Genomic DNA, 23,448 nt, shown 5'->3' with positions numbered 1-23,448 from the left:
AAGATGAGAAACTGGAATTTGGCTGGTAAACTGACAAGCATGACCGAAGATGTAATCGAGCTTGTAGGAAGCTACCAGTCACTTGCTGCATCCGTCTATCATTTTCGGTTGATTGATGATGCTGCCTGCCCCATCTTGTTCAAACGGGATCTTAAGAAAGAACCACCCGCCTAAGGGCCGGTTTCACCACATGCTGGAGGGAAAATGGCGTTCTCAACTTTAATGGAGAAAAAAGAGCGGGGCTTTCTTGACGGGCAGTTTCTGATTGCAATGCCGAATCTCAAGGACGGAAATTTCGTCCGTTCCGTCGTCTATATCTGTGCTCATTCACCAGCAGGGGCGATGGGTTTCATCATCAACCGCACACAATCCGTCTCCTTCACGGAGTTGCTGCTGCATCTGAAAATGGTGGATCAGACAGAAGCGATCATGCTTCCCGGACCGACTCGTGATTTCCCCGTTCTCAGCGGAGGTCCCGTAGAAACCGGTCGAGGTTTCGTCTTGCATTCGGATGACTATTCTAGCGAAGGCAGCATTCCCGTCAGCGATGATATTTCCCTCACTGCGACGCTCGACATTGTTCGCGCCATCTACGACGGTCGTGGCCCACAGCGCGCGACCATGATGCTCGGCTATGCCGGCTGGGGTGCTGGCCAACTTGAAGCGGAAATCGGTGCGAATGCGTGGCTGAACTGCCCAGCGAGCGAAGAGCTGATTTTCGATCGTTCATTGGACGCAAAATACGATCGGGCTCTGGCGCTCATGGGCGTGCGACCGGAAATGCTGTCATCAGATGCGGGGCACGCCTGAACTCTTCGGATGCATCATCACCTGGAACCAACATCGCCTGTGTACGTTATGCTACCGAAGCCGCGAGACATCGATAACATCGCGGTAAACCAAGGAGAAAACACCATGGGTAGCATGAGCGACAAGATTTCTGGCAAGGCCAACGAAGTTGCAGGCAAGACAAAGCAGGCTGTCGGCGATATGACCGATAACCGCTCCATGGAAGCCAAGGGCGCTGCTCAGGAGGCCAAGGGCAAGGGTCAATATGCCAAGGGTGAAGTAAAGGATGCCGCGAAGAACATCGTCGATCGCGCCTAAAACCGCCCGGAAAATTTGATGAGAGCCTGTTCCGGTGAACCTCCGGGGCAGGCTTTCTTTATGGTGTGACCACCTCTACCTCAGGATCAATCCATGCGCCTTTTCGAATGCGATCATTGCGGGCAATCAATTCACTTTGATAACCGGGTTTGTGTGAATTGCGGGCATCGGCTGGCATTCGTGCCAGAGCGCATGGCAATTCACGCCTTGGAAGAGGTGGAACCCGGTGTGTGGATGCTCATTGCGCGACCCGAACATAGGGTAAGGCTGTGCGCGAATGAAGTGAATGACATTTGCAATTGGACCGTGCCTGCAGAAGGCACCGAGACGTTTTGCATCGCGTGTCGGCATAATCGCCTTGTGCCCGATGTGAGTACGGAAGAAGGCCTGCACCAGTGGCGGCGGATCAGCCAAGCTCAGCGCCATCTTTTTTATTCACTGCTGAAATGGAATTTGCCGCGCACGACCCGTGAGGAAGATCCGGAAGGTGGGCTGGTCTTCGATTTTCTGGTTGATGATGTCCAGCCTGACGGTTCTGTGGTTCCGGCCATGACCGGTCATGAGGATGGCTTGATAGCGATCCGCGCCGCGGAAGCCAATGATGCGACCCGCGAACAGGTTCGTGTCGCCATGAACGAGCCATATAGAACCATGCTCGGCCATTTTCGCCATGAAATAGGTCATTACATGTGGGACAAGCTGATAAGGGATCAAAACCGCTTGAACCCATTTCGTCTCGCTTTTGGCGATGAGCAGCAGGATTATGCCGAGGCTTTGCGCAAGAATTACGAGCAAGGACCTCCTGCTGACTGGCAAGAGCATTTCATTAGTACCTATGCAAGTACGCATCCTTGGGAAGATTTTGCCGAGAGTTTCGCACACTATCTCCACATTGTGGATACGCTGGAAACCGCCCGTACATTCGGCATTGTCATTGAGCCTCGAGGCCATGAGGAACTGGCATCTGAGATAGCGTTCGATCCTTATCGAGCACGCGATGCCGCGCAGCTTGTGGAGGTTTGGGTGCCCTTTAGCGTGGCTTTGAATAGTATTCACCGTTCTATGGGCGTGCCGGATCTCTATCCGTTCATCCTCACACCCACGGTTGTTGCCAAGTTGGAATTCATCCACGGGCTGGTGCACGGCAAGCACTGACCGTCAGCCAGAGCCGTTTTCGTGTTAGCAGAAACGTAAAAACACTCTAGGTTCGTCAGTCTTCTAAACAGAAAAAAGGCTGCGCACTTTTTCTGGCAATAATCAGGATCAGTCTTCAGACGAAGTCGATGGTTGGACGGAAGACGTTGGCTTCGGCTTTTTCTTTTCGACGGGCTTTGGTTTTCTAACAGCTTTCAGTGCGCGCTCGGTCTTCTTCGCCTGGTCGCGCATCATCTCGATCTGGATCTGTTGAATTTCCGTTAGACGCTCCCATTGGCGGTTAAGGAGGTGATCCACTTTTTCATGCAGGTGGCGGATTTCAAGTTCAGCCTTTAAGTTCACCTTATAATCGTTGAGCGCGCGCAAGCGATCCTTCTGCTCTTGCCTGCGCTGACTCATCATGATGACTGGCGCTTGCAGCGCGGCGATCGTTGAAAGAACAAGATTGAGGAGAATGAACGGATAGGCGTCAAACGCTTCCTTTTCTCCAAGAATAAGGTTGATTGCCATCCATACGGCCAGGAAGGCGCAGAAAGAGATGATGAAGGTCCAGCTTCCGCCGAATATCGCAACCGAATCGGCAACGCGGTCGCCCAAAGAGCGCTTCTCTTCGTAATCATCTTCGATGTTTTCAGCCAATGTATCGTGCGATTCAAGGCTTTCAATAACTTCGTTTTCGAGGACCGAGAGTTCGCCGCGCTCCTCCCTCAACAGATCCGAAATGAACCGGCTGCGATATTTTTCGATCAGCTTGCGGCTAAGATAACCTTGATGCGGAATGTCAGGATGGAACTGCCGCATGAAATCGACAAGCGCCGGGCGCATGTTTTCAATGTTGACGGCATCCCGCCTCTTTAACTGCTGGCCAGTGACTGCATCCCGGATCAACTTGTTTTTGATGCGCAGATTACCGGTTGCCGGATCGCTTTCCATGATGGAAGCGTTCGGTAGTTCATCGTCGCTGACATCGACGGAGACATCCGTATCGGCCATGGGCGTGCCTCTTTTGCAGGGAGGAAAATCTGGGGACGGAAACTGAAGTTGGCGCGCGACTGCTCACGCTCAATCGTGGCGGAATTGCGGACGTAATACTGCTCAGCAACCAGTATAGTCTCAGCCACTAGTTTTTTTGTCTTTATGCTTAAGACTAACCAGTTTTAGTTGAAGGCATTGCGCCAGTTACGCTCTGCGCGTCAGCGGAAAGCGTTCCTTGAGAAGTCTTTGCACAGCATCTGTGGCCATTGGCGCACCAAAAAGGAAGCTTTGTCCAAATGGGCAGCCAAGGCGGGCAAGCTCTGCTGCGTCTTCGTCCGAACCGATTCCCTCAGCCACCACATCCATATTCATCGACAACGCCATGTTGACCACGGAACGTAACAGCACGCCCCCCTTTTCCGAGCGATCGAGCACAAGCGATTTGTCGATCTTCATGGTATCGAACGGAAATTGCGTCAGATATCCCAGAGAGGAATAACCGGTGCCAAAGTCATCGAGTGCGAGACTGACGCCCAAATCTCGCAACTTGCCAAGCACCAGCCGAGCCTGCTCAGGATTTTCCATCATCATGGACTCGGTGAGTTCCAGCTTCAGACGGTGAGGGTGGCAGTGTGTGCGGGCGAGAAGCGAACGAATTTCGTTGAAAAGATCGGAATTGAGCAGCTGGGCGCTCGATAGATTGACGGAGATGAAGATCGGCAGTTCACCGGTCTGCTTCTCCCAGTTCATCAGATCGGAAGTCGCGCTTTCCAGTGCAAAGAGGCCCAGCGGTTCTATAAGATCGCACATTTCCGCGATCGGAATGAACTCACTCGGCGGGATCATGCCACGCTTTGGATGCTCCCAACGCATGAGAGCTTCAAAGCCTGCAATCTCACCATTGTTCAGATTGATGATTGGTTGATAGGCGAGATGCAATTCCCGACGTTCAATGGCGCGCCGCAAATCGGTTTCGATCTGCAGCTTGTCTGGTGCCGCGTTGGTACGGAAGGCTGGGCGGAAGGGCTCGACCTTGTTTCCACCTGTGCGTTTGGCGCGATACATTGCAAGCTCTGCATCACCCAGCATACCGGAAGCATTTTCCTGCTGATCCACCCAGGAGCAGAGACCAATAGACGCGGTAAGGATGACCTCGCGGCTGGCAAAGTTGATTGGAACCAAGATTGCGCGGCTCACGGCATCGGCAAATTCGGCTACCTTGATCGGGTCACGTTCCGATACCAAAATAATCCCGAACTGATCCCCTGATATTCGCGCCAAAGTATCTTGCGGCTTCAACAAGCGGCGCAAGCGGCGCGTCAGGGCGATCAGAATATTGTCACCAGCCGCAATTCCCAAGGTATCGTTGACCTGCTTATAGCGGTCGATATCGATAGCCATGACAGTCGGCCGTACGCCGTCGCTTGAGGAAGCGATGGATAGAATTGATTGCAAACGGTCGAGGAAAAGTTGCCTGTTTGGCAGACCGGTCAGATTATCGTGCAAGGCATCCGAGAGAAGACGCTCCACCGAGTTCTTTGATTCGGTCACATCAACGATTGTGCCTACACAGCGGATGATTTCGCCGTTGGAGCCAAGCACCGGGCGCGCACGAATGTGTAACCAATGAAAATGTCCATCCTCCGCGCGAATGCGGAATTCGTGGGAAAGGCGGCCTTTTCGCTGCTCCAGCAGCACGTCGAGCGTGGCTTTGAAGCGGTCGCGATCATCCGGGTGCAGGCGCGGGATCCAATTGCGAACTGGCCCATGCATACTTCCCATCGCCAGCCCGAGTTGCAGAGAGATGTCGGGGGTTGTCACGAGTTTGTCGCGAGCAACATCCCAATCCCAAACTGTATCTCCGCTGCCCATCAGCGCCAGCGACTGTCGTTCCAGATCCGAAAACAGGCCTTGTTGATATGCGCCACCGGCAAAGGCATGTTGCATAACTGTGAAGCCGATGAGCAGGACGATCAAAACAAGTCCACCTCCAAGTGCGGGCTGGATGATGTCATTATCAAGTTGCCCGGTTACCGTCAGCCAGCCGCCGAAGAGCCAGACCAGCGTCAGCGCCCAGGTCGGGACCAGCAGAATGGCGCGGTCATACCGGTTCAGGCCGAGATAAATGATGAGAACAATGCCGGCCGTGGCAGTCAGCGCAAGTGAGATGCGTGCGATCCCGGATGCAACGGAAGGATCATAAATCGCAACCCCGTAAAGCAGAACAAGGCCGATAACCCACGCGAACGTCGCATGGCCCAGATGCACGTGCCATCGGTTGAGGTTGAGATAGGTGAAAAGGAAAATGACAAGGGATGACGCAAGCGCCACTTCAGCACAGGCCCGCCATATTCGTTCATCGCTGGAGGTGATGCTGATGAGCTTTTCAAGAAAGCCGAAATCCACGCAGATATAGGCAAGAACTGCCCATGCAAGAGCCGCCGCAGCGGGCAGCATGGAGGTACCCTTCACCACGAAAAGAATGGTGAGAAAAACGGCGAGAAGACCAGCGATTCCAAGCACGATGCCGCGATAGAGCGTGAAGGAGTTGACCGTATCCTTGTAGGCGTCGGGTTCCCAGAGATACAGCTGAGGCAGGCTCGGTGTCGTCAGTTCTGCAACAAAAGTGACGACAGAGCCTGGATTGAGCGTAATGCGAAACACATCCGCATCTGGGCTTTGAACGCGGTCCAGCGCGAAACCTTCCGATGGTGTGATGGCGTCGATACGCTGCGAACCGAGATCAGGCCAGATGACCTTGGAATTGACCAGTCGGAAATGCGGAGCAACGATGACGCGTTCAAGCTGTTCTTCAGAGACATTGGCAAGCGCGAAGACCGCCCAATCGCCCTGATGGGTCGGGGTGCTGGCACGGACCTCAATACGACGGCGGATACCGTCGGAACCTGGAGCCGTCGATACCTGGAAGGCTTCTCCCTGATTGGTATAGATGTCCGTTGTCGCGGTCAGATCAAGCGCGCGATCGTCACGCGAAATCTTGACTGGCTCCAGTGCAAATGCCTGTGAAACCGGAAGAACGCCAATGAGGATCGATAGGAAGAACGCCAGGAAGCGCATTGGCAGCGCAGCGATTTTTGCTAGCTTTCTCATCGCGCGGCAAGCGCCCTTGCTGCGGCATCATCGCCTTCAAGCAACGAGTAAAGCACGTGGTCGCGCCACTCACCATTGATCTTCAAATATTTCCGCAACAGACCTTCCCGTTCGAAACCGGCCTTTTCAAGAAGCCGAATGCTCTTCCAGTTCTCCGGGATACAGGCTGCCTCTATGCGGTGCAACTGAAGGCCGGAGAAGATGTAGGGTACTACCAGTTTGAGTGCGGCAAACATATGGCCTTGTCCGGCATAGTTTTCCCCCATCCAGTAGCCAATCATGCAATTTTGACCTGCTCCACGGCGGATATGGCCGACAGTGATGCCGCCTAGCAGGGCCATATCCTCTCTCCTGAACAGGAAAAGAGGAACGGCAAGCCCGGACGAGAATTCCTGTGAATTGCGCATGACCCGCGCACGAAAGGAAGCTTCCGTCAGTTCATCATGCCGCCAGGTCGGTTCCCAAGGCTGGAGAAACGAACGGCTTTGCGACCGCAGCGCATACCAAGCCTTATAATCCTGATAACGAGGTAGGCGAAGCAGGTGGAAATCACCGTAAAGCTCCGGCGACTCCGGCAGGCGCGACAAGAACCGAAACACCGACCTTCTTACCCCATCTTGGCGTCGCCACGCAGTTCCGGTCGCAGCCGATTTACGCGTCGACGCCACTTACACTCAACCGGTTGCGATCTGAGACTTGAATGGCTGCGACGTAAGCGCCGCAGTGATATCCGAAAGCGGCGCCAATTTTTCAATCGGCCCGATGGCAGACAATGTCGGAACTGTATCGAAAAACAGACGTCCTGCAAGGTCCGTCAAACGTGAGGTTGTAATGCCTTCGAGACGCTCCATCATTTCCTGGTTCGGAATCATCCGACCATACAGAATCATCTGACGGGCAATCTGGCCAGCGCGGGCTGCAGGGCTTTCCTGGCCCATCAAAAGCTGTGCGCGGATCTGCGCGCGGGCGCGGTCGATTTCCTGTTGGTGGATGACTTCTGAAGACTTTCGCAGCTCCTGAAGGATCACGGGGACAAGTTCCGGCAGATCTTCGCCGCCAGTGGCAGCGTGAACGCCAAATACGCCCGTATCTGAAAAGCCCCAGTGGAACGCGTAGACGGAATAACAAAGGCCCCGGTGCTCACGAACCTCCTGGAACAGGCGGGAAGACATGCCGCCACCAAGGATATTGGCAAGGATCTGAGAACAGTAGAAATCGCGCATATGATACGCCTTGCCCTCAAATCCGAGCAGCAGTTGCGTATCCATCAGGTCGCGCATTTCGCGCACGTCACCACCAAGATATTTCGCCGGTTCGAAAACGGGAGATGCGGCTGGGGTCAGCGGCAAGAGTGCGAAACGTTCTTCCACCTGACGCACAAGCGTATCGTGATCCACAGCGCCCGCTGCAACAATGAACATACGGTCTGTGGTGTAATTGCGTGAAAGGTAGCCGCGGATCTGGTCCGGCGTGAATGAGCGCACCGTATCTGGTGTGCCGAGAATCGGCCTGCCAATCGTCTGTCCACGATAGGCAACTTCGGAGAAACGGTCGAAAACCACATCATCCGGCGTATCGTTGGCGGCACCAATTTCCTGCAGGATAACGTGTTTCTCCCGCTCAAGTTCGTCCTCATCGAAGACGGATTCGGTCAGGATATCGGCGAGAATATCAATCGCCAGAGGGACATGATCCTTGAGCACGCGGGCATAGTACGAGGTCGTTTCTGTCGAGGTGGCGGCGTTCAGCTCGCCGCCAACATTTTCAATCTGCTCGGCAATATCCCGTGCACTTCGCCGGGCAGTACCCTTGAATGCCATATGCTCCAAAAGATGGGCTATGCCATGCTCGTCTTGGGTTTCGTTGCGAGAACCCGATTTGATCCAGACGCCCAATGCCACGCTTTCCAGATGTGGCATATTCTGCGTTACTACAGTCAACCCGGATGCAAGCCGGGTGATTTCAACATTCATTGTCGGTCTTTCCGGCACTTCGTTCTGTCCAATCAGGCTTTTGCCCGCGCGTGTTGGCTAATGAAATTTTCCAATGCCTTCAGGTCTGTGTCCAGAATGTCGAAGCGCTCCTCCCTACTCATAAGATCGCCCAGCCATGATGGAAGGCCAGGATGAATTCCGCAAGCGGATTCTACAGCGGCCGGGAACTTGGCCGGGTGCGCGGTTGCAAGGGTCACCATCGGGCTCAGCGGCTTACTGTTCTTTTTCGCCACGAAAATGCCGGTCGCTGTATGCGGGTCGAGCAGGTATCCGGTTTCGGCGAGCGTTTCGCGAATGGTTTCCGCTACCTGCTTTTGTGTCGCACGACCCGCACGGAATTCCTTGCGGATGGACCTCAGCGCATCTGCCTGGATTTCGAAGGCACCGGATTGACGCAGGCCAGACATGGCGGATCGGATCTGAGAGGCATCGCGTCCGTAGGCTTCGAACAGAAGACGCTCGAAGTTGGAGGAGATCTGAATATCCATGGAAGGTGAGCTTGTGGCGATCACCGGCTTCATTTCGTAGCGCCCCGTTTTCAGGGTGCGCGCGAGAATGTCGTTATCGTTGGTTGCAATCACGAGGCGGTCGATTGGCAGCCCCATGCGCTTGGCGACATAGCCAGCAAAGATATCGCCGAAATTGCCGGTCGGCACCGTAAAGGAGACCTTCCGATCCGGACTGCCGAGCGAAATGGCCGCGGTAAAATAATAGACCACCTGAGCCATAATACGCGCCCAGTTGATCGAATTAACACCAGACAGTTTCACGCTATCGCGGAAGCCAGCATCATTAAACATGGCCTTCACCAAATCCTGGCAATCATCAAAATTGCCATTCACAGCCAGGGCGTGGACATTGGGGTGCCCTGTCGTGGTCATTTGGCGTTGCTGAACCGGCGAAACCTTGCCGTGTGGGAAGAGAATGAAAACGTCTGTTCTTTCCCGCCCGCCAAAGGCATCGATTGCTGCACCACCCGTATCGCCAGAGGTTGCACCGACGATCGTGGCGCGCTCGCCTCGCTCTGCCAACACGTAATCCATCAGACGAGCCAGCAATTGCATTGCCACATCCTTGAAGGCCAAGGTCGTGCCGTGGAAAAGCTCAAGAACGAAATCGTTTGGACCGACTTGCACCAACGGTGCGACTGCCGGATGCCGGAAGGTGGCATAGGCCTCATTGATCATCGATTTCAATGCGTCCGCCGGAATCTCATCCGCGACGAAATGCGAGAGGACCGCAAAGGCTATGTCCTGATAGCTTTTACCACGCAGGGCGCGAATTTCTTTTTTGGAAATTTGAGGCCATTCGCGTGGAAGATAAAGGCCTCCATCCCTTGCGAGACCGGCCAGAAGTGCATCGCGGAACTTGAGAGCAGGCGCATCGCCCCGTGTCGAAATATAGTCCAAAACTTCTTTTCCCAGCATGAAGGCGCAGCTTTGCCTGCACCTTGTCGTCGATGTGGACCGATCCATTGGCACAGCCGATGTTTCTGCGCGCGTCGCGAACAAAATTCAGCTGCAATACCAATCGATTTTTCCTTTTGTGGCTGATATAGACCATCAAAATTTACCGTGAAAGCCCGGAATGAGTATTCAAACGAGTATTCGGGGACGTTTAGCAGAAAAGGTCGCAGTCGTGTCTGGCAAGCAATCTCTCAAGTTTCTCCCGCTCGCGCTTCTCGCAATCCTCACCGGATGTAATTCGTCCGCTCCAACGGGTGGGTTAGCAATCGGCCAATCCTCCGCGCAGAATACGCAGCCTGTTACACCCGTTGTTCAGGCCTATTGCCCGCAGGTGGTGATGTTGGAACAGACTGCGATCCGTAATGCCTATGCCGGCAATGCCAAGGACGACCAGAACAAGCTGATTTACCGGGCATCGTTGAGCGAAGCCACCCGCGCCTGCACCGCGAGCGATACGACTTTGACCATTCATGTGCAGGCCCAGGGTCGCGTTGTGCTTGGCCCCGCCGGTAAGCCCGGTCGCATCACTGTGCCTGTCAATGTCCAGGTGCTGGATGACGATAAGGTCATTTATTCGCAGACGGCCCAAACCACGGTCGATGTTCCGGCTGAAGGCGTGGCACAGTTCCTCTTCGACAAGGCAGACGTGTCAATCCCGAACCAGATGGGCGGCGTTTCGCGCTTTACTCGCGTTCGCATCGGCTTCGAAGATGCAACAGTCAAGAAGAGCGGTCGCCGCAAGGGTTGATAAGCCCGCGCTGAAAGCTAAAAAACCGGGCGGTTTGCTTGCATCGCCCGGTTTTTTAATAGTTCGGGATGGCTTTTCAGATTGCGCCGACCCATTCGCTCAGTGCTGCAATCGTGGCCGGCAGATCGCTCATCCGCGAAATGACGGTTTCCGCGCCAGCATCCGTCAGGCGGTCCGCATGGCTTGGATAGGTATGGGAGGCGCCCGTGAAGCCAATGACGCGGCATCCCGCGGCCACTGCTCCGTGTATTCCGTGTACAGAATCTTCGACCACGACAGCGCGTGACGGCGGCACGTTGAACGTCTTCAAAGCGTGTTGGAAAATATCCGGCCGCGGCTTGACCTTATCCGGTCCCAGATCCTTGGCCGAAAAGATATTGGGTTGAAAATAGGGCTTCAGGCCAACCTTTGTCAGCATGGCATCCAGTCGCTGACTGCTCGAGTTGGAGCAGATGCAGGATTGGGTGGTGATACGTGAGAGGGCTAGCTTGACCCCTTCAATCACCTTCACATCCCGGGCCAGGCGAGCATCGAGGATCTTTTCTGATTTATCCAGAAGAGAAGCGGAAAGAGGAATATCAGCCTCCTTCTCGATTGCGAGAAGAATGTTCTTCCAAGTCATTCCGGCAAACCGCTCACCCATTTCCTCCACGGAAATGGGGTAGCCAGCATCCGTCAGCAGCTTCGATTCCACTTGTGCCGCGATGATTTCCGAATCGACCAGAACGCCGTCGCAGTCGAAGATGATGAGATCGAATCCGCTCATATTGCCTTAGCTCTACATTCAATAAACTTTTCCAAACACCTACACGAGGGATGCAGATATAACAATTGCGCGGGTTTGCATGGCTGCCCCCACATGGCTGCGGCATCGCATTTGCGGTAAGCAGTGGCACCCGCCATTGAGTGCCGCCCCGTGACGATACGCCTGCGTCCCCATCACCTCCTGTGCATCCTCACCTTTATCGGGAGAGGTTACACAGAATCTTTCACTCGAAACTATGTCGAGATCGTCCATCGTCTTGGGCGAGGGGAGGCTATTCTGGTGGTGGATGGTCCAGATGACATATGCTCGCCGCTGCTTGCAGACACGTCAAACCCACATTGCAACAAGGAAAGCGTATTGGTGCGAGATGCTCATGCGCTTGCAGATGTATCGCGGCTCCTTGGTGCGTCCTTGAGGTTAGGTGGCATCCTGCAACTGGATGAGGAGGTGCTCTATGGTTTGAGAACTGCATTTGCGACCAAGGAGATACGCACGGCTTGTCATGGGTGCGAATGGTCCAGGCTTTGCGACAGCGTCGCTGATCAGCGTTTTGAAGGCACTCTGCTCCGGTGAACTGACCTGCATTTACCAAAGCAACGCCCGCCCATGGCGCAATTGTCGTATTTATCTGATCGTGTTCAGCTTTTGGTAACCAAACTGAGTAACCATAACAGTCAGTAAATGTGTCGAGTAAGCGTACAGCGAGTATCAGATGGCATCCGTTCTTCCGCTTGTGGACCTTAAGCAGCAGGTCCGCCCCGATTCCTGGATTAACAGCATCATCAAGGGCGATTGCGTCGCCGCACTCGAGGCTTTGCCGGACCAGTCCGTCGACGTCATCTTTGCAGATCCGCCATATAACCTACAGCTCGGTGGCATGCTTCATCGTCCTGACCAGTCTCTGGTCGATGCGGTCGATGATGAATGGGATCAGTTTGAAAGCTTCCAGGCCTATGATGCGTTCACCCGCGCATGGCTTTTGGCTTGCAGACGCGTGTTGAAACCAAATGGCACGATCTGGGTCATTGGTTCCTACCATAACATTTTCCGCGTCGGCTCCATGCTGCAGGATCTGAACTTCTGGCTATTGAACGATATCGTTTGGCGCAAAACAAATCCGATGCCGAACTTCAAGGGCCGCCGTTTCCAGAACGCGCATGAAACGATGATCTGGGCCAGCCGTGATCCGAAGGCCAAGGCTTACACGTTCAACTACGATGCCTTGAAGGCCTCCAATGACGACGTGCAAATGCGTTCCGATTGGCTTTTCCCCATCTGCAGCGGCGGTGAACGGTTGAAGGGCGAGGATGGCAAGAAGGTCCATCCGACGCAAAAGCCGGAAGCCCTTCTGGCTCGTGTCATATTGGCGTCAACGAAGCCTGGCGACATAATCCTCGACCCGTTCTTCGGTTCAGGCACCACCGGCGCCGTTGCCAAGCGTTTGGGCCGCAACTTTGTCGGTATAGAGCGTGAGCAGGATTATATTGATGCTGCCTCAGCCCGGATCGCTGACGTTGAGCCGCTGGGTAAGGTGGAGCTCACGGTGATGACCGGCAAGAAGGCAGAGCCGCGCGTTGCCTTCAATACGCTGGTCGAAAGCGGACTTATTAAACCCGGCCAGGTTTTGATGGATGCCAAGCGCCGTGTCAGTGCCATTGTTCGTGCTGATGGTACTTTGGTCTCTGGCGGTGAGGCAGGTTCAATCCATCGCCTTGGTGCCAAGGTTCAAGGTTTTGATACCTGTAATGGCTGGACTTTCTGGCACTTTGAAGATGAGGGCAGATTAAAGCCGATCGATGACCTGCGCGCCGTTATTCGTAGCGGCATGGCGAAGTTGGATTAAAGCCCATCTCGCAGGAATTGATGGGGCGTGGAGGCTGGACATGGTTCCTTCCAACGCTGCCCCTCAATAATTCTGCCATAATCAGGGTTCCAGATAATCTCGCGCTTGTGACGAGTAACGATCCACCGTCATCGTCCTGGGGCGCGGCGGTCGCAGAAATGCATCCCGTCATGGAAATTCAGACTCTGTTCGGTTTGACCTCCAGTGCCGGACATCACATCAAGCGCCCGGACCTTTTCCCTGCGGTCCGGGCGTTTTTCGTTCCGCCAGAAATTAATCTTCAGTTCGAATTGTATAATGGCGCGGAATGCCTGAGGTAATCTCGAACCAGGGCGAGGCTTTGGTTCGTTGCTGATGAGCATCGAAGGCAGTCTGATTGTCGAATTGCTCCGCAACGATCAGCCGGCCAGGAACCTGGGCACAAGGTAAAACCTCAAATTTCAGGCAACCCGGTTCTGCGCGCGTTAGCGTGATGTGCTGCGGTAAGGCAGCCAACACCTCCTCCAGCCGATCATTGGGAACGTCAAGGTAGCCGTCGAGGTAGACCGTCATGGCGTCAGACCTTAATGCCATAGTGAGCAAGATCAGCTCTTAATCTTGCTGCATCCGTAAATTGGATCGCCTGCCAGCCAGCTTCGCGCGCTCCTTCCACGTTGGCTGCGGAATCGTCAATGAACAGAGTTTTTTCAGGGGTAAGCCCGAAGTTCTCCGCATGAAGATCGTAGATTGCCTTGTCGGGCTTGATCAGGAAAATCTCGCCGGAAACGGTTACGCCGCGCGGCTTGTTCAAAAATGGAAACAGTTCTCGCGCATGGCGGAAAGTGTCGGCAGCGAAATTTGTTAGCATGGTGACATCATGCCCCTGCTCAATCAGGCTCTCCATGATGGCAACGCTCTCATCATAAGCATGGGATACCATTTCGTGCCAATGCTCGCGAAACGCGCGGATCTGGTGTTCGCGTTCAGGATGTTGAGCGATAAGCTCAGCTTCGGCGACAGCCCATTCACGACCCCGATCCTGCTCTAAATTCCACTCATGTGTACATACATTGAGGAAGAACCAGCGCCGTTCCGCTTCATCTGGAATAATCCGAGCGAAGGGAATGTTCGGGTCGTAATGGATCAGCACTTTGCCGATGTCGAAGACGATGTGCTGAATATCCGTGGTCATTCATTCTTCCTTTTCGATAGTTCTGAAGGCGGTAGGGAGTGCCAGTTCAATGACCTTCTTCATAACCGTTGGCAGGGCCTGAGAACCGAGATTTGAAACCGGCTCCCACCAGCCAGACGAATCAACGTGTTGGTCCGTAACAGCGCGGAAGACGGTGAGGCGAAGCTCAAAATGGGTAAAGACGTGGACTACGGTTCCGCAGCTTCCCCAATCTGCAGCAAAGGGGGCGTGATCTCTTGTTGAGCCACCGTCCTGCCGTGATGTCCACTGAGTGGTCGGCACTTCCGTCATCCCGCCCAGGAGGCCTGAAGTCGGGCGGCGGCGCAGGAAAATCTCACCTTTCGGTGAAACAGCCACGAAGGCCGCACCTTGCCGCACAGGTTTTTCCTTTTTCGGGGCCTTTACCGGAAAGGTCTCAGGATCGAAATCTTTCAAGGCAAGACAGCTATTGTTGAAGGGACAGAGGGCGCAGGCGGGGCGCTTCGGTGTGCATATGGTGGCACCAAGATCCATCATGGCCTGTGCAAAGTCCCCCGGTCTTATGCTGGGGGTTATTTCGCGGACCTTGGCTTTCATGGTGGGCTTGGAGGTTGGGAGGGGTTCTGCGATCGCGAAGAGACGGGAAATAACCCGCTCCACATTTCCGTCCATCACAGCAGCCGGACGATCAAAAGCAATAGCCGCGACTGCCGCAGCCGTATAATCTCCAATGCCCGGTAGTGCGCGCAGTCCTTCTTCCGTATCGGGGAATATCCCACCGTGGAGATTTGAGACGGCTTCGGCGCACTTCTTCAGGTTGCGAGCGCGTGCATAGTAGCCAAGTCCTGCCCAAGCAGCCATCACATCGTCAACCGGCGCGCGGGCCAAGTCCGTGACGCTGGGCCAAGTGCTCAGGAATTTGTGGAAATAGGGCTTGACCGCCTGCACCGTTGTCTGTTGAAGCATCACCTCAGACAGCCAGACATGGTATGGGTCTGCCCTTGAACCAGCGCGTTGTTGCGCAGGCGTCACCCGCCAAGGTAGTTCCCGGTGGTGCCGATCGTACCAGTTGAGTAGCTGGATCGTGAGTGAATTGTAATTTTGGACGTTCATCGAGGCAGGCGTTCTCGTTGTTCACGCATGTTCTTAATGAGGCGGAAAGTTAAAGCCAATGGCAGAGCTGGATGATTTACCCGTCTATCTCATCAATATTGAGCGCGCCGCTGCGCGGCGAGAATTGGTTGAGCGCCAGGCGGCGGAGCTGGGCATTGAACTGGAGCGGGTTGCTGGTGTGGACGGCAAGTCTGTGCCGGAAAATGAATGGCAGGATGTGGACAAACAGCTTTTCCTCCGCCGTAATGGCCGCCCACTCATGCCGGGCGAATATGGCTGCTATAAGAGCCACCTGAAGGCATTTCAGCAATTTCTTGGTAGTGGAAAGCCTGCAGCGCTTATCATTGAAGATGATGTTTCACTCAGCCGCGACCTAATGGAACGCGCAAAATCAGTGGCGTCCGCTGTGCCGAGAGATTGTGTGGTCAAGCTTGTGAACCATCGAACTCAGGCTTTTCGTCAGATACTGAAAACGGAGGAGGGTGATGCAGTCGGCTTTGCACGCCTTGGGCCGCAGGGATCTGCCGCATGTTATCTGCTGACTGCAGAGGCCGCGCGTCATCTGATCGATAGGCTGAGAGTTCAATCACTTCCCTTTGACATGGCGCTGGAACGCAGCTGGGATCACGGCATACCGGTTTTGACCAGCAAGCATTCGTTGCTGGACTTTGGGGATTTACGGTTTGAAACCTTCATTGCCAGCCGCGCCGATTACCGGCATCATAAGCTCAAAGGTGTGGCCAAATTGCCTACTCACTTGTTTCGATTGCGGGAAATGATCAAACGGGCGCTTCACCCACTTTTCCTATAGCAAGCTGGCCTTAATTAGGGCCGTATACAGTGTATTTGAGGCAGCTTTAGCGTCGGTCAAAAGAAAGCGGCATAATGACTTTCAAGCGTATCATGCTCGCACGGCGTCGGGTCGATCCATGGCTTTTGGCTGCTGGCATGCTGTGTATAGCGATGTATTTGCCACCAGCCGTCGCAATAGCCGGTTTATTTGGTGTCATGGGCCTATATGTTGCCTTCTCCAAACGCCGCAGGCTCGTCCAATTGGCAAAGTCGCCAATTGGGTTCGTATTCGCCTATATCGTGTGGGTCATGTTGCTCCTTCTATGGCGCAACGACCTGTCGCTCCAAAGCAATCGGCAATTAGGCTTTATCGGGCTCTTGCTCGGGCTCGCCTTCATCGCGCCGGGTCTCAGTCTTGTGCGTCAGCCATTGCGATGGCTGGTTATCGGCGCGCGCCTTGGGACTGTCGCCGGTGCGTGCGCCGCATTGATGGCGATGTTCGTGCTGAAGACGGCGGGCGAACGTTATGATGGCGGCGGCAATGCGGCCATCGTTGCAATCGTGGCCTTGCTGGGCGGCATAGCCGCAATCATTCCCATAGACCGGCCCTGGCGGTATCTGCCGAATGGTCCAGCATATCTTGTGATCGCCGCAATACCGGTGTTTCTGTCCGAAACGCGTGCGGTGATGGTGGTGCTGCCCCTGATCCTGGCAGTCGAATTCGCCTATTGCAGCTTGCGTTGGCGACCACGCTGGCGCAACCGGGCCTATCTCAGCAGTGCAGCGGGTATCTCGCTTCTGCTCCTGTTCCCATCTGTCCAGCACCTTTTGGTGGAGCGCTTCGGCACTGTTTACGAATATTATGTTGAAGGTCAGCGCGCTCACGACATGGAGTCTGGCAATATCCGTCTTGCACTCTGGGATACCTCGATCAAAGTTATATCCCAGCATCCTTTTATCGGCGTTGGCATCCGCAACACATTCCCAGAATTGGAAAAAGTTGCTGGGCAGGAACTCAGCAGAGTTGAAGGCGGAAAACACGTACACAATTTCGTCTTGCAGGAGCTTTTGGCGAATGGCCTCATTGGCTTGATGCTGTTGCTCGCGATTTTCGCGAGCGTAACGAGGCTCATAGTGAAAGATGCAAGATATCCCGAATTGAAGCGCGCCAGTTTCTACTACTTCGGCAGCATCGTAATATTCGGGCTGCTTCACGACCCCTTCTACCATGAGTTATGCATGTCATCGACGATGCTGTTTCTCGGCGTGCTGATTGCGCAAACGGACAGATGGCGAGGTCTGACGGATCGCGCTCCAAGGACCATGTAGGCTATGGCGCGTAGACCTATTCCTTTGCAAATCTCAGAGATTGCCAACGGGTTGATGGACCCGGTCTTGTCCCGGCGTGCCGGTATATCGACCAGTCTGTTGGGCTCATGGGACGAGATCGCTGGCGAGGATTTTGCGGACTGTACACGACCGGAAAAGATCGCTTGGCCACGCCGGGATGGGAGCGATAGCGAAGGTGGGCACCAGCCGGGAACTCTTACCATTGCTTGTGAAGGCGCGCGCGCGCTGTTTCTAAGCCATGCGCAAGGCGAATTGATCGAGCGTATCAACGGATTTTTTGGGTTTCCAGCCGTTCGCCAAATCCGCATCGTGCAGAAGCCGGTGTCTGTTGCAAGCCGCACTAGGACACGGCCTCAACCATTGCGCGGTGACTCGGCTCGCAAATTGGCCGACATGATGGATGGGATTGAAAACGAGGCGCTTCGCAAGGCTGTCGAAAGGTTGGGAACTGCGGTGCTGCAGCCCCGCCCATTGCGAAAGCGATAGCTACTAGTCTTCACAAGCCAATGTTGCTCACCTTAGGTTCATCTTTTCTCTGTCACGTTTGTTTGAGAAGTGTGGCTGATCCGTCGAAGCGACTTGTTCTTGGGTGAGTTGCGCGATACGTGAGGCAACAAGTCTTTCATTTACTTCAAATGGGTGCCGTATGACTCTTCGTCTTCCTGTTTCAACCCGCCGCCAACTTCTGGGTGGTGTCGCCACGTCTGCAGCTGGTCTTTCCTTTTTAGGTACGGCCTCCTACGCATTTGCTGTGGATCTCCCTGAAGCTTCTGGCAAGGTCGATATGGCGAAGGTTCTGCAACCCGGGCCACTTCCGGAAATGGCACTGGGCGATGAAAAGGCTAAGGTTACGATTGTTGAATACATGTCGATGACCTGCCCGCATTGCGCCCACTTCCACAACACGACATTCGACGCGATCAAGACCAAGTATATCGATACTGGTAAAGCGCGTTTCATCCTGCGTGAGTTCCCATTCGATCCAGTCGCGACGGCTGCTTTCATGTTGGCACGCTGCAATCCCGCCAAGCCGCAGGAAATGGCGGATGTAAATAGTTACTACGCCATGGTTTCCATGCTGTTCAAGCAGCAGCGGTCGTGGGCGGCGCCAGCTGATGGCAACGTTCGCAACGCGCTGATGCAGACCTCCAAGATTGCTGGTTATTCACAGGAGAGCTTCGAAGCCTGCTTGACGAACCAGAAGCTTCTCGATGATGTAAATGCCACCATGAAGCGCGGCGCGGACGAGTTCGGCGTGAATTCCACGCCCACCTTCCTGATTAATGGCAACCGCTACTCTGGAGACATGTCTGTTGAGGCCATGTCGGCGCTCATCGATAGCCTGCTCTAATTCGCACGCGGTACCGCACGCGGGCGCGGCTTTCCTGTGTTCGCGTGATTTCTGTTTTTCTTCGGCTTGGGGGACTTCGCCGTGAAGTTCACCAAGCTGCGCCTGGTTGGTTTCAAATCATTCGTCGAGCCGACAGAATTCATCATCGAACCGGGCCTCACAGGCGTGGTGGGACCAAACGGCTGTGGCAAGTCCAACCTCGTTGAAGCCCTGCGCTGGGTGATGGGCGAGAACTCCTACAAAAACATGCGCGCGTCCGGCATGGATGACGTGATCTTTTCCGGTTCAGGCAACCGCCCCGCCCGAAATTCTGCTGAAGTGGGCCTTTATCTGGATAACGCGGATCGAACCGCTCCGGCCGGATTTAACGATGCCGATGAAATCCAGGTCTCTCGTCGAATTGAACGCGAGCAGGGCTCCGTCTATCGAATCAATGGCAAGGAGGCCCGCGCCAAGGATGTGCAGCTTCTGTTCGCGGATGCCTCCACGGGTGCGCGATCTCCTTCTATGGTTGGACAGGGCCGTATTGGCGAACTCATTCAGGCAAAGCCGCAGGCGCGCAGACAATTGCTGGAAGAGGCTGCAGGCATTTCCGGCCTCCATTCGCGCCGCCATGAAGCGGAGCTTCGGCTTCGCGCCGCAGAAACCAATCTGGAGCGTTTGGAAGACGTCACCTCTCAACTTGAAAGTCAGATTGAAAGCCTGAAGAGGCAGGCGCGGCAGGCCAATCGATTCAAGATGCTGTCTGCCGATATTCGTGAGCGGGAAGCCAAGCTACTCCATATTCGCTGGGTTCAAGCACGGGATGCTGAAAATGAAGCGACGCAAGCCCTAAATGCTGCAACTGCCATTGTCGCTGAAAAAGCGCAAGCGCAGATGGAGGCAGCGAAAGCACAGGCGATTGCAAGCCTGAAGCTGCCCGAGCTGCGAGAGTCTGAGGCCAAGGCAGGTGCTGCGCTCCAGCGCTTGCAGATTGCTCGCAGCCAATTGGAGGAAGAAGCCGGGCGGCTTATGCGCCGCAAGGATGATTTGATGCGACGCCTTGCGCAGCTGTCGGAAGATATTCGTCGCGAAGAGCAATTGGCGTCCGATAACACTGAAGCCTTGGCCCGCCTTGATGACGAGGAAAATGAGCTGAATGAGCTTCTATCGCAATCGGGCGAGGAAGCCGAGGAGCTGCGTGTTGCATTCGCTGCTGCAACGGAGCGGCTGGCCGAGTCGGAAGCTGCATTCGCAGCCATCACCGCGGAACGTGCAGAAGTCGCCGCAACGCGTGCACAGCTTGAGCGACTGGTCCGGGACCTCGCGGACCGTCGTCTTAGGCTTGATCGCACCCGCAGCGAAACGGCATCCGAGCTTCAGGCATTGCAGGAAACCCTCTCTTCCTTGGCGGACCCGGAGGAAATGCGTGAAGCGGTAGAGGCTGCTGAACTCAACATCGAAGATATCGCCCACGCCATAGAGGATATCGAGACTGCCCTTTCGTTGGCACGTCAGCGGGAAGCGGATGCACGACGACCGGTGGAAAGAGCCAAGGCGTCGCTTCATGGCTTGGAAACAGAAGCCAGAACCATAGCCAAGATGCTGTCGGTTGAGGCTGCAAATGGTGCCTTCGCACCTGTCGCCGACATGGTGAGCGTTGCGAAAGGTTTTGAAACGGCGCTCGGCGCAGCGCTGGGCGATTCGCTGGAGAGCGCCCTTGATCCAAACGCGCCCTCCTACTGGCAGATTCTGAAGGCAGATGTCGCCGATCCAGCATTACCCAAGGGTGTGCAGCCGATTGCAGATCATGTCACGGCTCCACCCGAACTGTCACGTCGGTTGGCCCAGATCGGTCTTGTCTCCAGCGACGAAGCGTCTTTACTTCAATCGCACCTCAAGCCGGGGCAGCGTCTGGTTACCAGAGATGGCGCTGTCTACCGCTGGGATGGGCATGTGAGGGGTTCTGAGGCTCCAAGCGCCGCTGCTCTGCGCCTCGTGCAGAAGAACCGCCTCGCCGAGTTGGAAGCCGAGATTGAAGAGGCGCGCATCCAGCTTTTGAACGCTGAGGATATGGCTGCCGAAGCGGCGGATTCTATTCGCTTCGAAGAGTCGCGTCTTGCAGAATCACGCGAGAAAAACCGCCTGCTGCAGCGCGCTTTGTCTGATGCCAGAGATGCATTGTCACAGGCTGAAAGAGCAGCGGGCGACCTCTTGCGCCGCAAGGCAGTGTTGGAAAACGCGCTTGCACAAGTGATAGAGCAACTCGATGATTTGACCGGTCAGGCGGAAGATGCGCGTAGCGAATACGAAACTGCACCTGATTTGATGGTTATCGACGCACGATTGGCGGAGCAGCAGTTGAAGCTGGCCGAAGATCGCGTGGCTCTCGCCGAAGCCCGGGCAAAGCATGACGGGCTTTCGCGAGAGACTGATGCGCGGCGCCGTCGGTTGTCCACCATAGTCGCGGAGAAGGCCAGTTGGCAAACACGTGCTGCGAGCGCGCAGGAGCATGTCGAAACCCTGCGAGAGCGTGAAGAAGAAGCTCGCGAGGAAATTGCTGAACTCGATCTTGCTCCTGAGGAGTTCGAAGACAAGCGTCATGCGCTGATGAACGAACTCCAGAAGGCTGAAGCCGCGCGTCGTTTGGCGGCAGACCTTCTGGTCGAAGCCGAAACACGTCAGCGGGAAGCCGACGGGCACGCGGCAACAGCTTTGGCTGCACTTGCGGAAGCTAGAGAAAAGCGTGGCCGTAGCGAAGAACGTCTGGTGTCCGCAGCCGAGCGTCGGCATGACGCAGAAAATGCTATTCGTCAGGCATTGGCGGTTGAGCCCCATGAGGCGTTTCGTCTGGCGGGCATTGCTTTGGGCACCTCCCTCCCGGATACAATAGTTGTTGAGCGTGAACTTGACCGTTTAAAGATGGAGAGAGAGCGCCTGGGAGCGGTCAATTTGCGTGCGGAGGAGGAGCAGAAGGAGCTTTCCGAGCGGCTGGGCCAGATCATCAAGGAGCGAGACGACATCATCGATGCCATCCGCAAGCTAAGGTCCGCGATCCAGAGCCTCAACAGGGAAGGCCGAGAGCGTCTCATCGCAGCCTTTGATGTGGTGAATACCCAGTTTCAGCGGTTGTTCACCCATCTGTTCAATGGCGGAACCGCTGAGCTACAGCTAATCGAAAGCGATGATCCTCTGGAAGCAGGTCTGGAAATCCTTGCACGTCCTCCCGGCAAGAAGCCGCAGACGATGACACTTCTTTCTGGCGGTGAGCAGGCATTGACGGCAATGGCGCTCATCTTTGCAGTATTTCTCACTAATCCCGCGCCGATTTGTGTGCTGGATGAAGTTGATGCACCGCTCGACGATCACAATGTCGAACGATATTGCAATTTGATGGATGAGATGGCTGCTTCGACACAGACTCGTTTTGTCATCATCACGCATAATCCCATCACCATGGCGCGTATGAACCGGCTGTTTGGGGTTACAATGGCGGAACAAGGTGTTTCTCAACTCGTTTCCGTCGATCTCCAAACAGCGGAACTTCTGCGGGAAGCTGTATGATGATCAGGCTCCCGAAGAGCTTTCTGGCCGTTTGCTCGGTCCTGTGCACGGCAAGTGCAACACTCGCGCTAGAGGCTGCTTCCTCTTCTGGAGCTCCGGCAGCCCCCAAAACTGAAACTGCCCGGTCCGGGCGTTTTCTGCATGAGGTGCTTCGGACTTCTGAAGTCCATCGGGAAACTTTATTGCGAGCTATTCGGACGGAACGTAATCTGCCGAACTGGGTGCGCAATATGGTTTCCGCCCCGCTTTACGTATCGGGGGCTTCGGCGTCTGTCATGATTGACGACCAACAGATGGAAGCATTTGCGGCGTGTCGCGCCGGTGAATGTTCAGATAGTCATCTGCGTGTACTCTTCACATCAACTGGCAAATTCATTGCTCTACGCGCCGCTGATAAGATGATGGGCGAGATTGTAATTGGCTCACCTTCACCGCAAGCGTTGGCAGAACTGTCTAAAACTGGCCTATAAACCCGTTTCGGGATATCAAGCATCAGCCGGACAACTTTGATTTATATCAAGATCTCCTGATCTGGTTTGTGTTCAGCATCGTAAACCGGAACATACGCCTACAGAGCACGTTGTGATTTGGTGATGAGGCATGATGATGCGTGCGCTACTATATTTCGCCCATTATTAAATCGACTTTCCAGACCTATCAGAACTGATAGGGAGAATGACGCTCTGTCGCATTGTCGGCAGAGGCTAGACCCCCGGCAGGTTTCCTGTACCGGCCGGAGACTTTGCGGGGCCGAAGCAGGCGGCCCCGCAAAGTCTGTCAAATGAAAGCACGTTGCGGCCGATCAGCCTCATGCAACTTACTTTAGCCTCTTGTCTCTACGAATGTCGTTATCGCAAAACCGTTTTACGCTTTTGCGCGACATGTTCTGGATCAAGCAATTGCTTCTTAAATCTCTTCCTTTCCTGATTTGCTGCATCGCAGCATATTGTCGGAGCCGACCGGTTTCCAAGGCAGCACATCTGC

At 54.8% G+C, this 23,448-nt stretch carries 22 protein-coding genes; 13 read left to right on the top strand and 9 right to left on the bottom strand.

Annotation, left to right across the window (positions count from 1 at the left end):
- Positions 1-3 precede the first annotated feature (3 nt).
- The 4 genes from AC0JZ1_RS16670 (at position 4) to AC0JZ1_RS16655 (ending at position 2,262) form a co-directional block, all read left to right on the top strand.
- A complete protein-coding gene (locus AC0JZ1_RS16670; protein WP_471883572.1) occupies positions 4-174 on the top strand; it encodes a hypothetical protein in 171 nt (56 codons plus the stop codon).
- Positions 175-204: 30 nt separating this feature from the next.
- Positions 205-810, top strand: a complete 606-nt coding sequence (locus AC0JZ1_RS16665; RefSeq protein WP_471883571.1) for a YqgE/AlgH family protein — start codon at positions 205-207, stop codon at positions 808-810.
- 105 nt (positions 811-915) lie between these two features.
- Entirely contained in the window at positions 916-1,107 is a 192-nt protein-coding gene (locus AC0JZ1_RS16660) for a CsbD family protein (RefSeq protein WP_471883570.1), read from the top strand.
- 93 nt (positions 1,108-1,200) lie between these two features.
- The gene (locus AC0JZ1_RS16655) at positions 1,201-2,262 is read left to right on the top strand and encodes a zinc-binding metallopeptidase family protein (RefSeq protein WP_471883569.1); all 1,062 of its coding nucleotides are present in this window, start codon (positions 1,201-1,203) and stop codon (positions 2,260-2,262) included.
- 108 nt (positions 2,263-2,370) lie between these two features.
- Here AC0JZ1_RS16655 and AC0JZ1_RS16650 read toward each other — a convergent pair whose 3' ends face one another.
- The 5 genes from AC0JZ1_RS16650 to thrC all read right to left on the bottom strand — a co-directional run bounded on the left by AC0JZ1_RS16650 (position 2,371) and on the right by thrC (position 9,751).
- Positions 2,371-3,255: a DUF1003 domain-containing protein gene (locus AC0JZ1_RS16650; protein ID WP_471883568.1), complete on the bottom strand. Its 885-nt coding sequence runs from the start codon at positions 3,253-3,255 to the stop codon at positions 2,371-2,373.
- A 186-nt stretch (positions 3,256-3,441) separates the two neighbouring features.
- On the bottom strand, positions 3,442-6,348 hold the full coding sequence (locus AC0JZ1_RS16645; RefSeq protein WP_471883567.1) for an EAL domain-containing protein: 2,907 nt from the start codon (positions 6,346-6,348) through the stop codon (positions 3,442-3,444).
- Positions 6,345-6,947: a GNAT family N-acetyltransferase gene (locus AC0JZ1_RS16640; RefSeq protein ID WP_471883566.1), complete on the bottom strand. Its 603-nt coding sequence runs from the start codon at positions 6,945-6,947 to the stop codon at positions 6,345-6,347. Before AC0JZ1_RS16640 ends, AC0JZ1_RS16645 begins: the two co-directional genes overlap by 4 nt.
- A gap of 75 nt (positions 6,948-7,022) precedes the next feature.
- Positions 7,023-8,321 (bottom strand): M16 family metallopeptidase, encoded by a 1,299-nt coding sequence (locus AC0JZ1_RS16635; protein ID WP_471883565.1) that lies wholly within the window; start codon positions 8,319-8,321, stop codon positions 7,023-7,025.
- 32 nt (positions 8,322-8,353) lie between these two features.
- Positions 8,354-9,751 (bottom strand): threonine synthase, encoded by a 1,398-nt coding sequence (gene thrC, locus AC0JZ1_RS16630; RefSeq protein WP_471883564.1) that lies wholly within the window; start codon positions 9,749-9,751, stop codon positions 8,354-8,356.
- Between the two features lie 178 nt (positions 9,752-9,929).
- Here thrC and AC0JZ1_RS16625 point away from each other — a divergent pair, with 178 nt between their 5' ends.
- Positions 9,930-10,556 carry a PilZ domain-containing protein gene (locus tag AC0JZ1_RS16625; protein WP_471883563.1) on the top strand — a complete coding sequence of 209 codons (627 nt, stop codon included), beginning with the start codon at positions 9,930-9,932 and terminating at the stop codon, positions 10,554-10,556.
- 76 nt (positions 10,557-10,632) lie between these two features.
- On the opposite strand, the gene AC0JZ1_RS16620 is transcribed toward AC0JZ1_RS16625, so the two are convergent.
- The gene (locus tag AC0JZ1_RS16620; protein ID WP_471883562.1) at positions 10,633-11,322 is read right to left on the bottom strand and encodes an HAD family hydrolase; all 690 of its coding nucleotides are present in this window, start codon (positions 11,320-11,322) and stop codon (positions 10,633-10,635) included.
- 150 nt (positions 11,323-11,472) lie between these two features.
- Here AC0JZ1_RS16620 and AC0JZ1_RS16615 point away from each other — a divergent pair, with 150 nt between their 5' ends.
- On the top strand, positions 11,473-11,895 hold the full coding sequence (locus AC0JZ1_RS16615; protein WP_471883561.1) for a DUF1284 domain-containing protein: 423 nt from the start codon (positions 11,473-11,475) through the stop codon (positions 11,893-11,895).
- A gap of 139 nt (positions 11,896-12,034) precedes the next feature.
- On the top strand, positions 12,035-13,165 hold the full coding sequence (locus AC0JZ1_RS16610) for a DNA methyltransferase (RefSeq protein ID WP_471883560.1): 1,131 nt from the start codon (positions 12,035-12,037) through the stop codon (positions 13,163-13,165).
- Between the two features lie 273 nt (positions 13,166-13,438).
- Here AC0JZ1_RS16610 and AC0JZ1_RS16605 read toward each other — a convergent pair whose 3' ends face one another.
- Genes AC0JZ1_RS16605 through mutY form a run of 3 tightly spaced genes read right to left on the bottom strand, consistent with a single transcriptional unit; the run spans position 13,439 to position 15,428 of the window.
- Positions 13,439-13,717 carry a putative quinol monooxygenase gene (locus AC0JZ1_RS16605; protein WP_471883559.1) on the bottom strand — a complete coding sequence of 93 codons (279 nt, stop codon included), beginning with the start codon at positions 13,715-13,717 and terminating at the stop codon, positions 13,439-13,441.
- A 4-nt stretch (positions 13,718-13,721) separates the two neighbouring features.
- Complete coding sequence (locus AC0JZ1_RS16600; protein WP_471883558.1) at positions 13,722-14,336, bottom strand: HAD family hydrolase; 615 nt, start codon at positions 14,334-14,336, stop codon at positions 13,722-13,724.
- Positions 14,337-15,428: an A/G-specific adenine glycosylase gene (mutY, locus tag AC0JZ1_RS16595; RefSeq protein ID WP_471883557.1), complete on the bottom strand. Its 1,092-nt coding sequence runs from the start codon at positions 15,426-15,428 to the stop codon at positions 14,337-14,339. It abuts the gene before it with no gap.
- Positions 15,429-15,486: 58 nt separating this feature from the next.
- Here mutY and AC0JZ1_RS16590 point away from each other — a divergent pair, with 58 nt between their 5' ends.
- The 6 genes from AC0JZ1_RS16590 (at position 15,487) to AC0JZ1_RS16565 (ending at position 22,934) form a co-directional block, all read left to right on the top strand.
- Positions 15,487-16,239, top strand: coding sequence for a glycosyltransferase family 25 protein (locus tag AC0JZ1_RS16590; protein ID WP_471883556.1), 753 nt, complete (start codon positions 15,487-15,489; stop codon positions 16,237-16,239).
- A gap of 74 nt (positions 16,240-16,313) precedes the next feature.
- Entirely contained in the window at positions 16,314-17,549 is a 1,236-nt protein-coding gene (locus AC0JZ1_RS16585; protein WP_471883555.1) for an O-antigen ligase family protein, read from the top strand.
- A 3-nt stretch (positions 17,550-17,552) separates the two neighbouring features.
- Positions 17,553-18,056 (top strand): DUF721 domain-containing protein, encoded by a 504-nt coding sequence (locus tag AC0JZ1_RS16580; RefSeq protein WP_471883554.1) that lies wholly within the window; start codon positions 17,553-17,555, stop codon positions 18,054-18,056.
- Positions 18,057-18,216: 160 nt separating this feature from the next.
- Positions 18,217-18,921 carry a DsbA family protein gene (locus AC0JZ1_RS16575; RefSeq protein ID WP_471883553.1) on the top strand — a complete coding sequence of 235 codons (705 nt, stop codon included), beginning with the start codon at positions 18,217-18,219 and terminating at the stop codon, positions 18,919-18,921.
- A gap of 81 nt (positions 18,922-19,002) precedes the next feature.
- A complete protein-coding gene (smc, locus tag AC0JZ1_RS16570) occupies positions 19,003-22,464 on the top strand; it encodes a chromosome segregation protein SMC (RefSeq protein WP_471883552.1) in 3,462 nt (1,153 codons plus the stop codon).
- Positions 22,461-22,934 carry an Ivy family c-type lysozyme inhibitor gene (locus AC0JZ1_RS16565; RefSeq protein WP_471883551.1) on the top strand — a complete coding sequence of 158 codons (474 nt, stop codon included), beginning with the start codon at positions 22,461-22,463 and terminating at the stop codon, positions 22,932-22,934. The genes smc and AC0JZ1_RS16565 overlap by 4 nt, the downstream gene beginning before the upstream one ends.
- The last annotated feature ends 514 nt before the right edge of the window (positions 22,935-23,448 follow it).

It is taken from the genome of Affinirhizobium capsici (assembly GCF_977018625.1).
The sequence above is the reverse complement of the archived record's forward strand: the minus strand, read 5'-3'. Positions and strand labels throughout refer to the sequence as shown.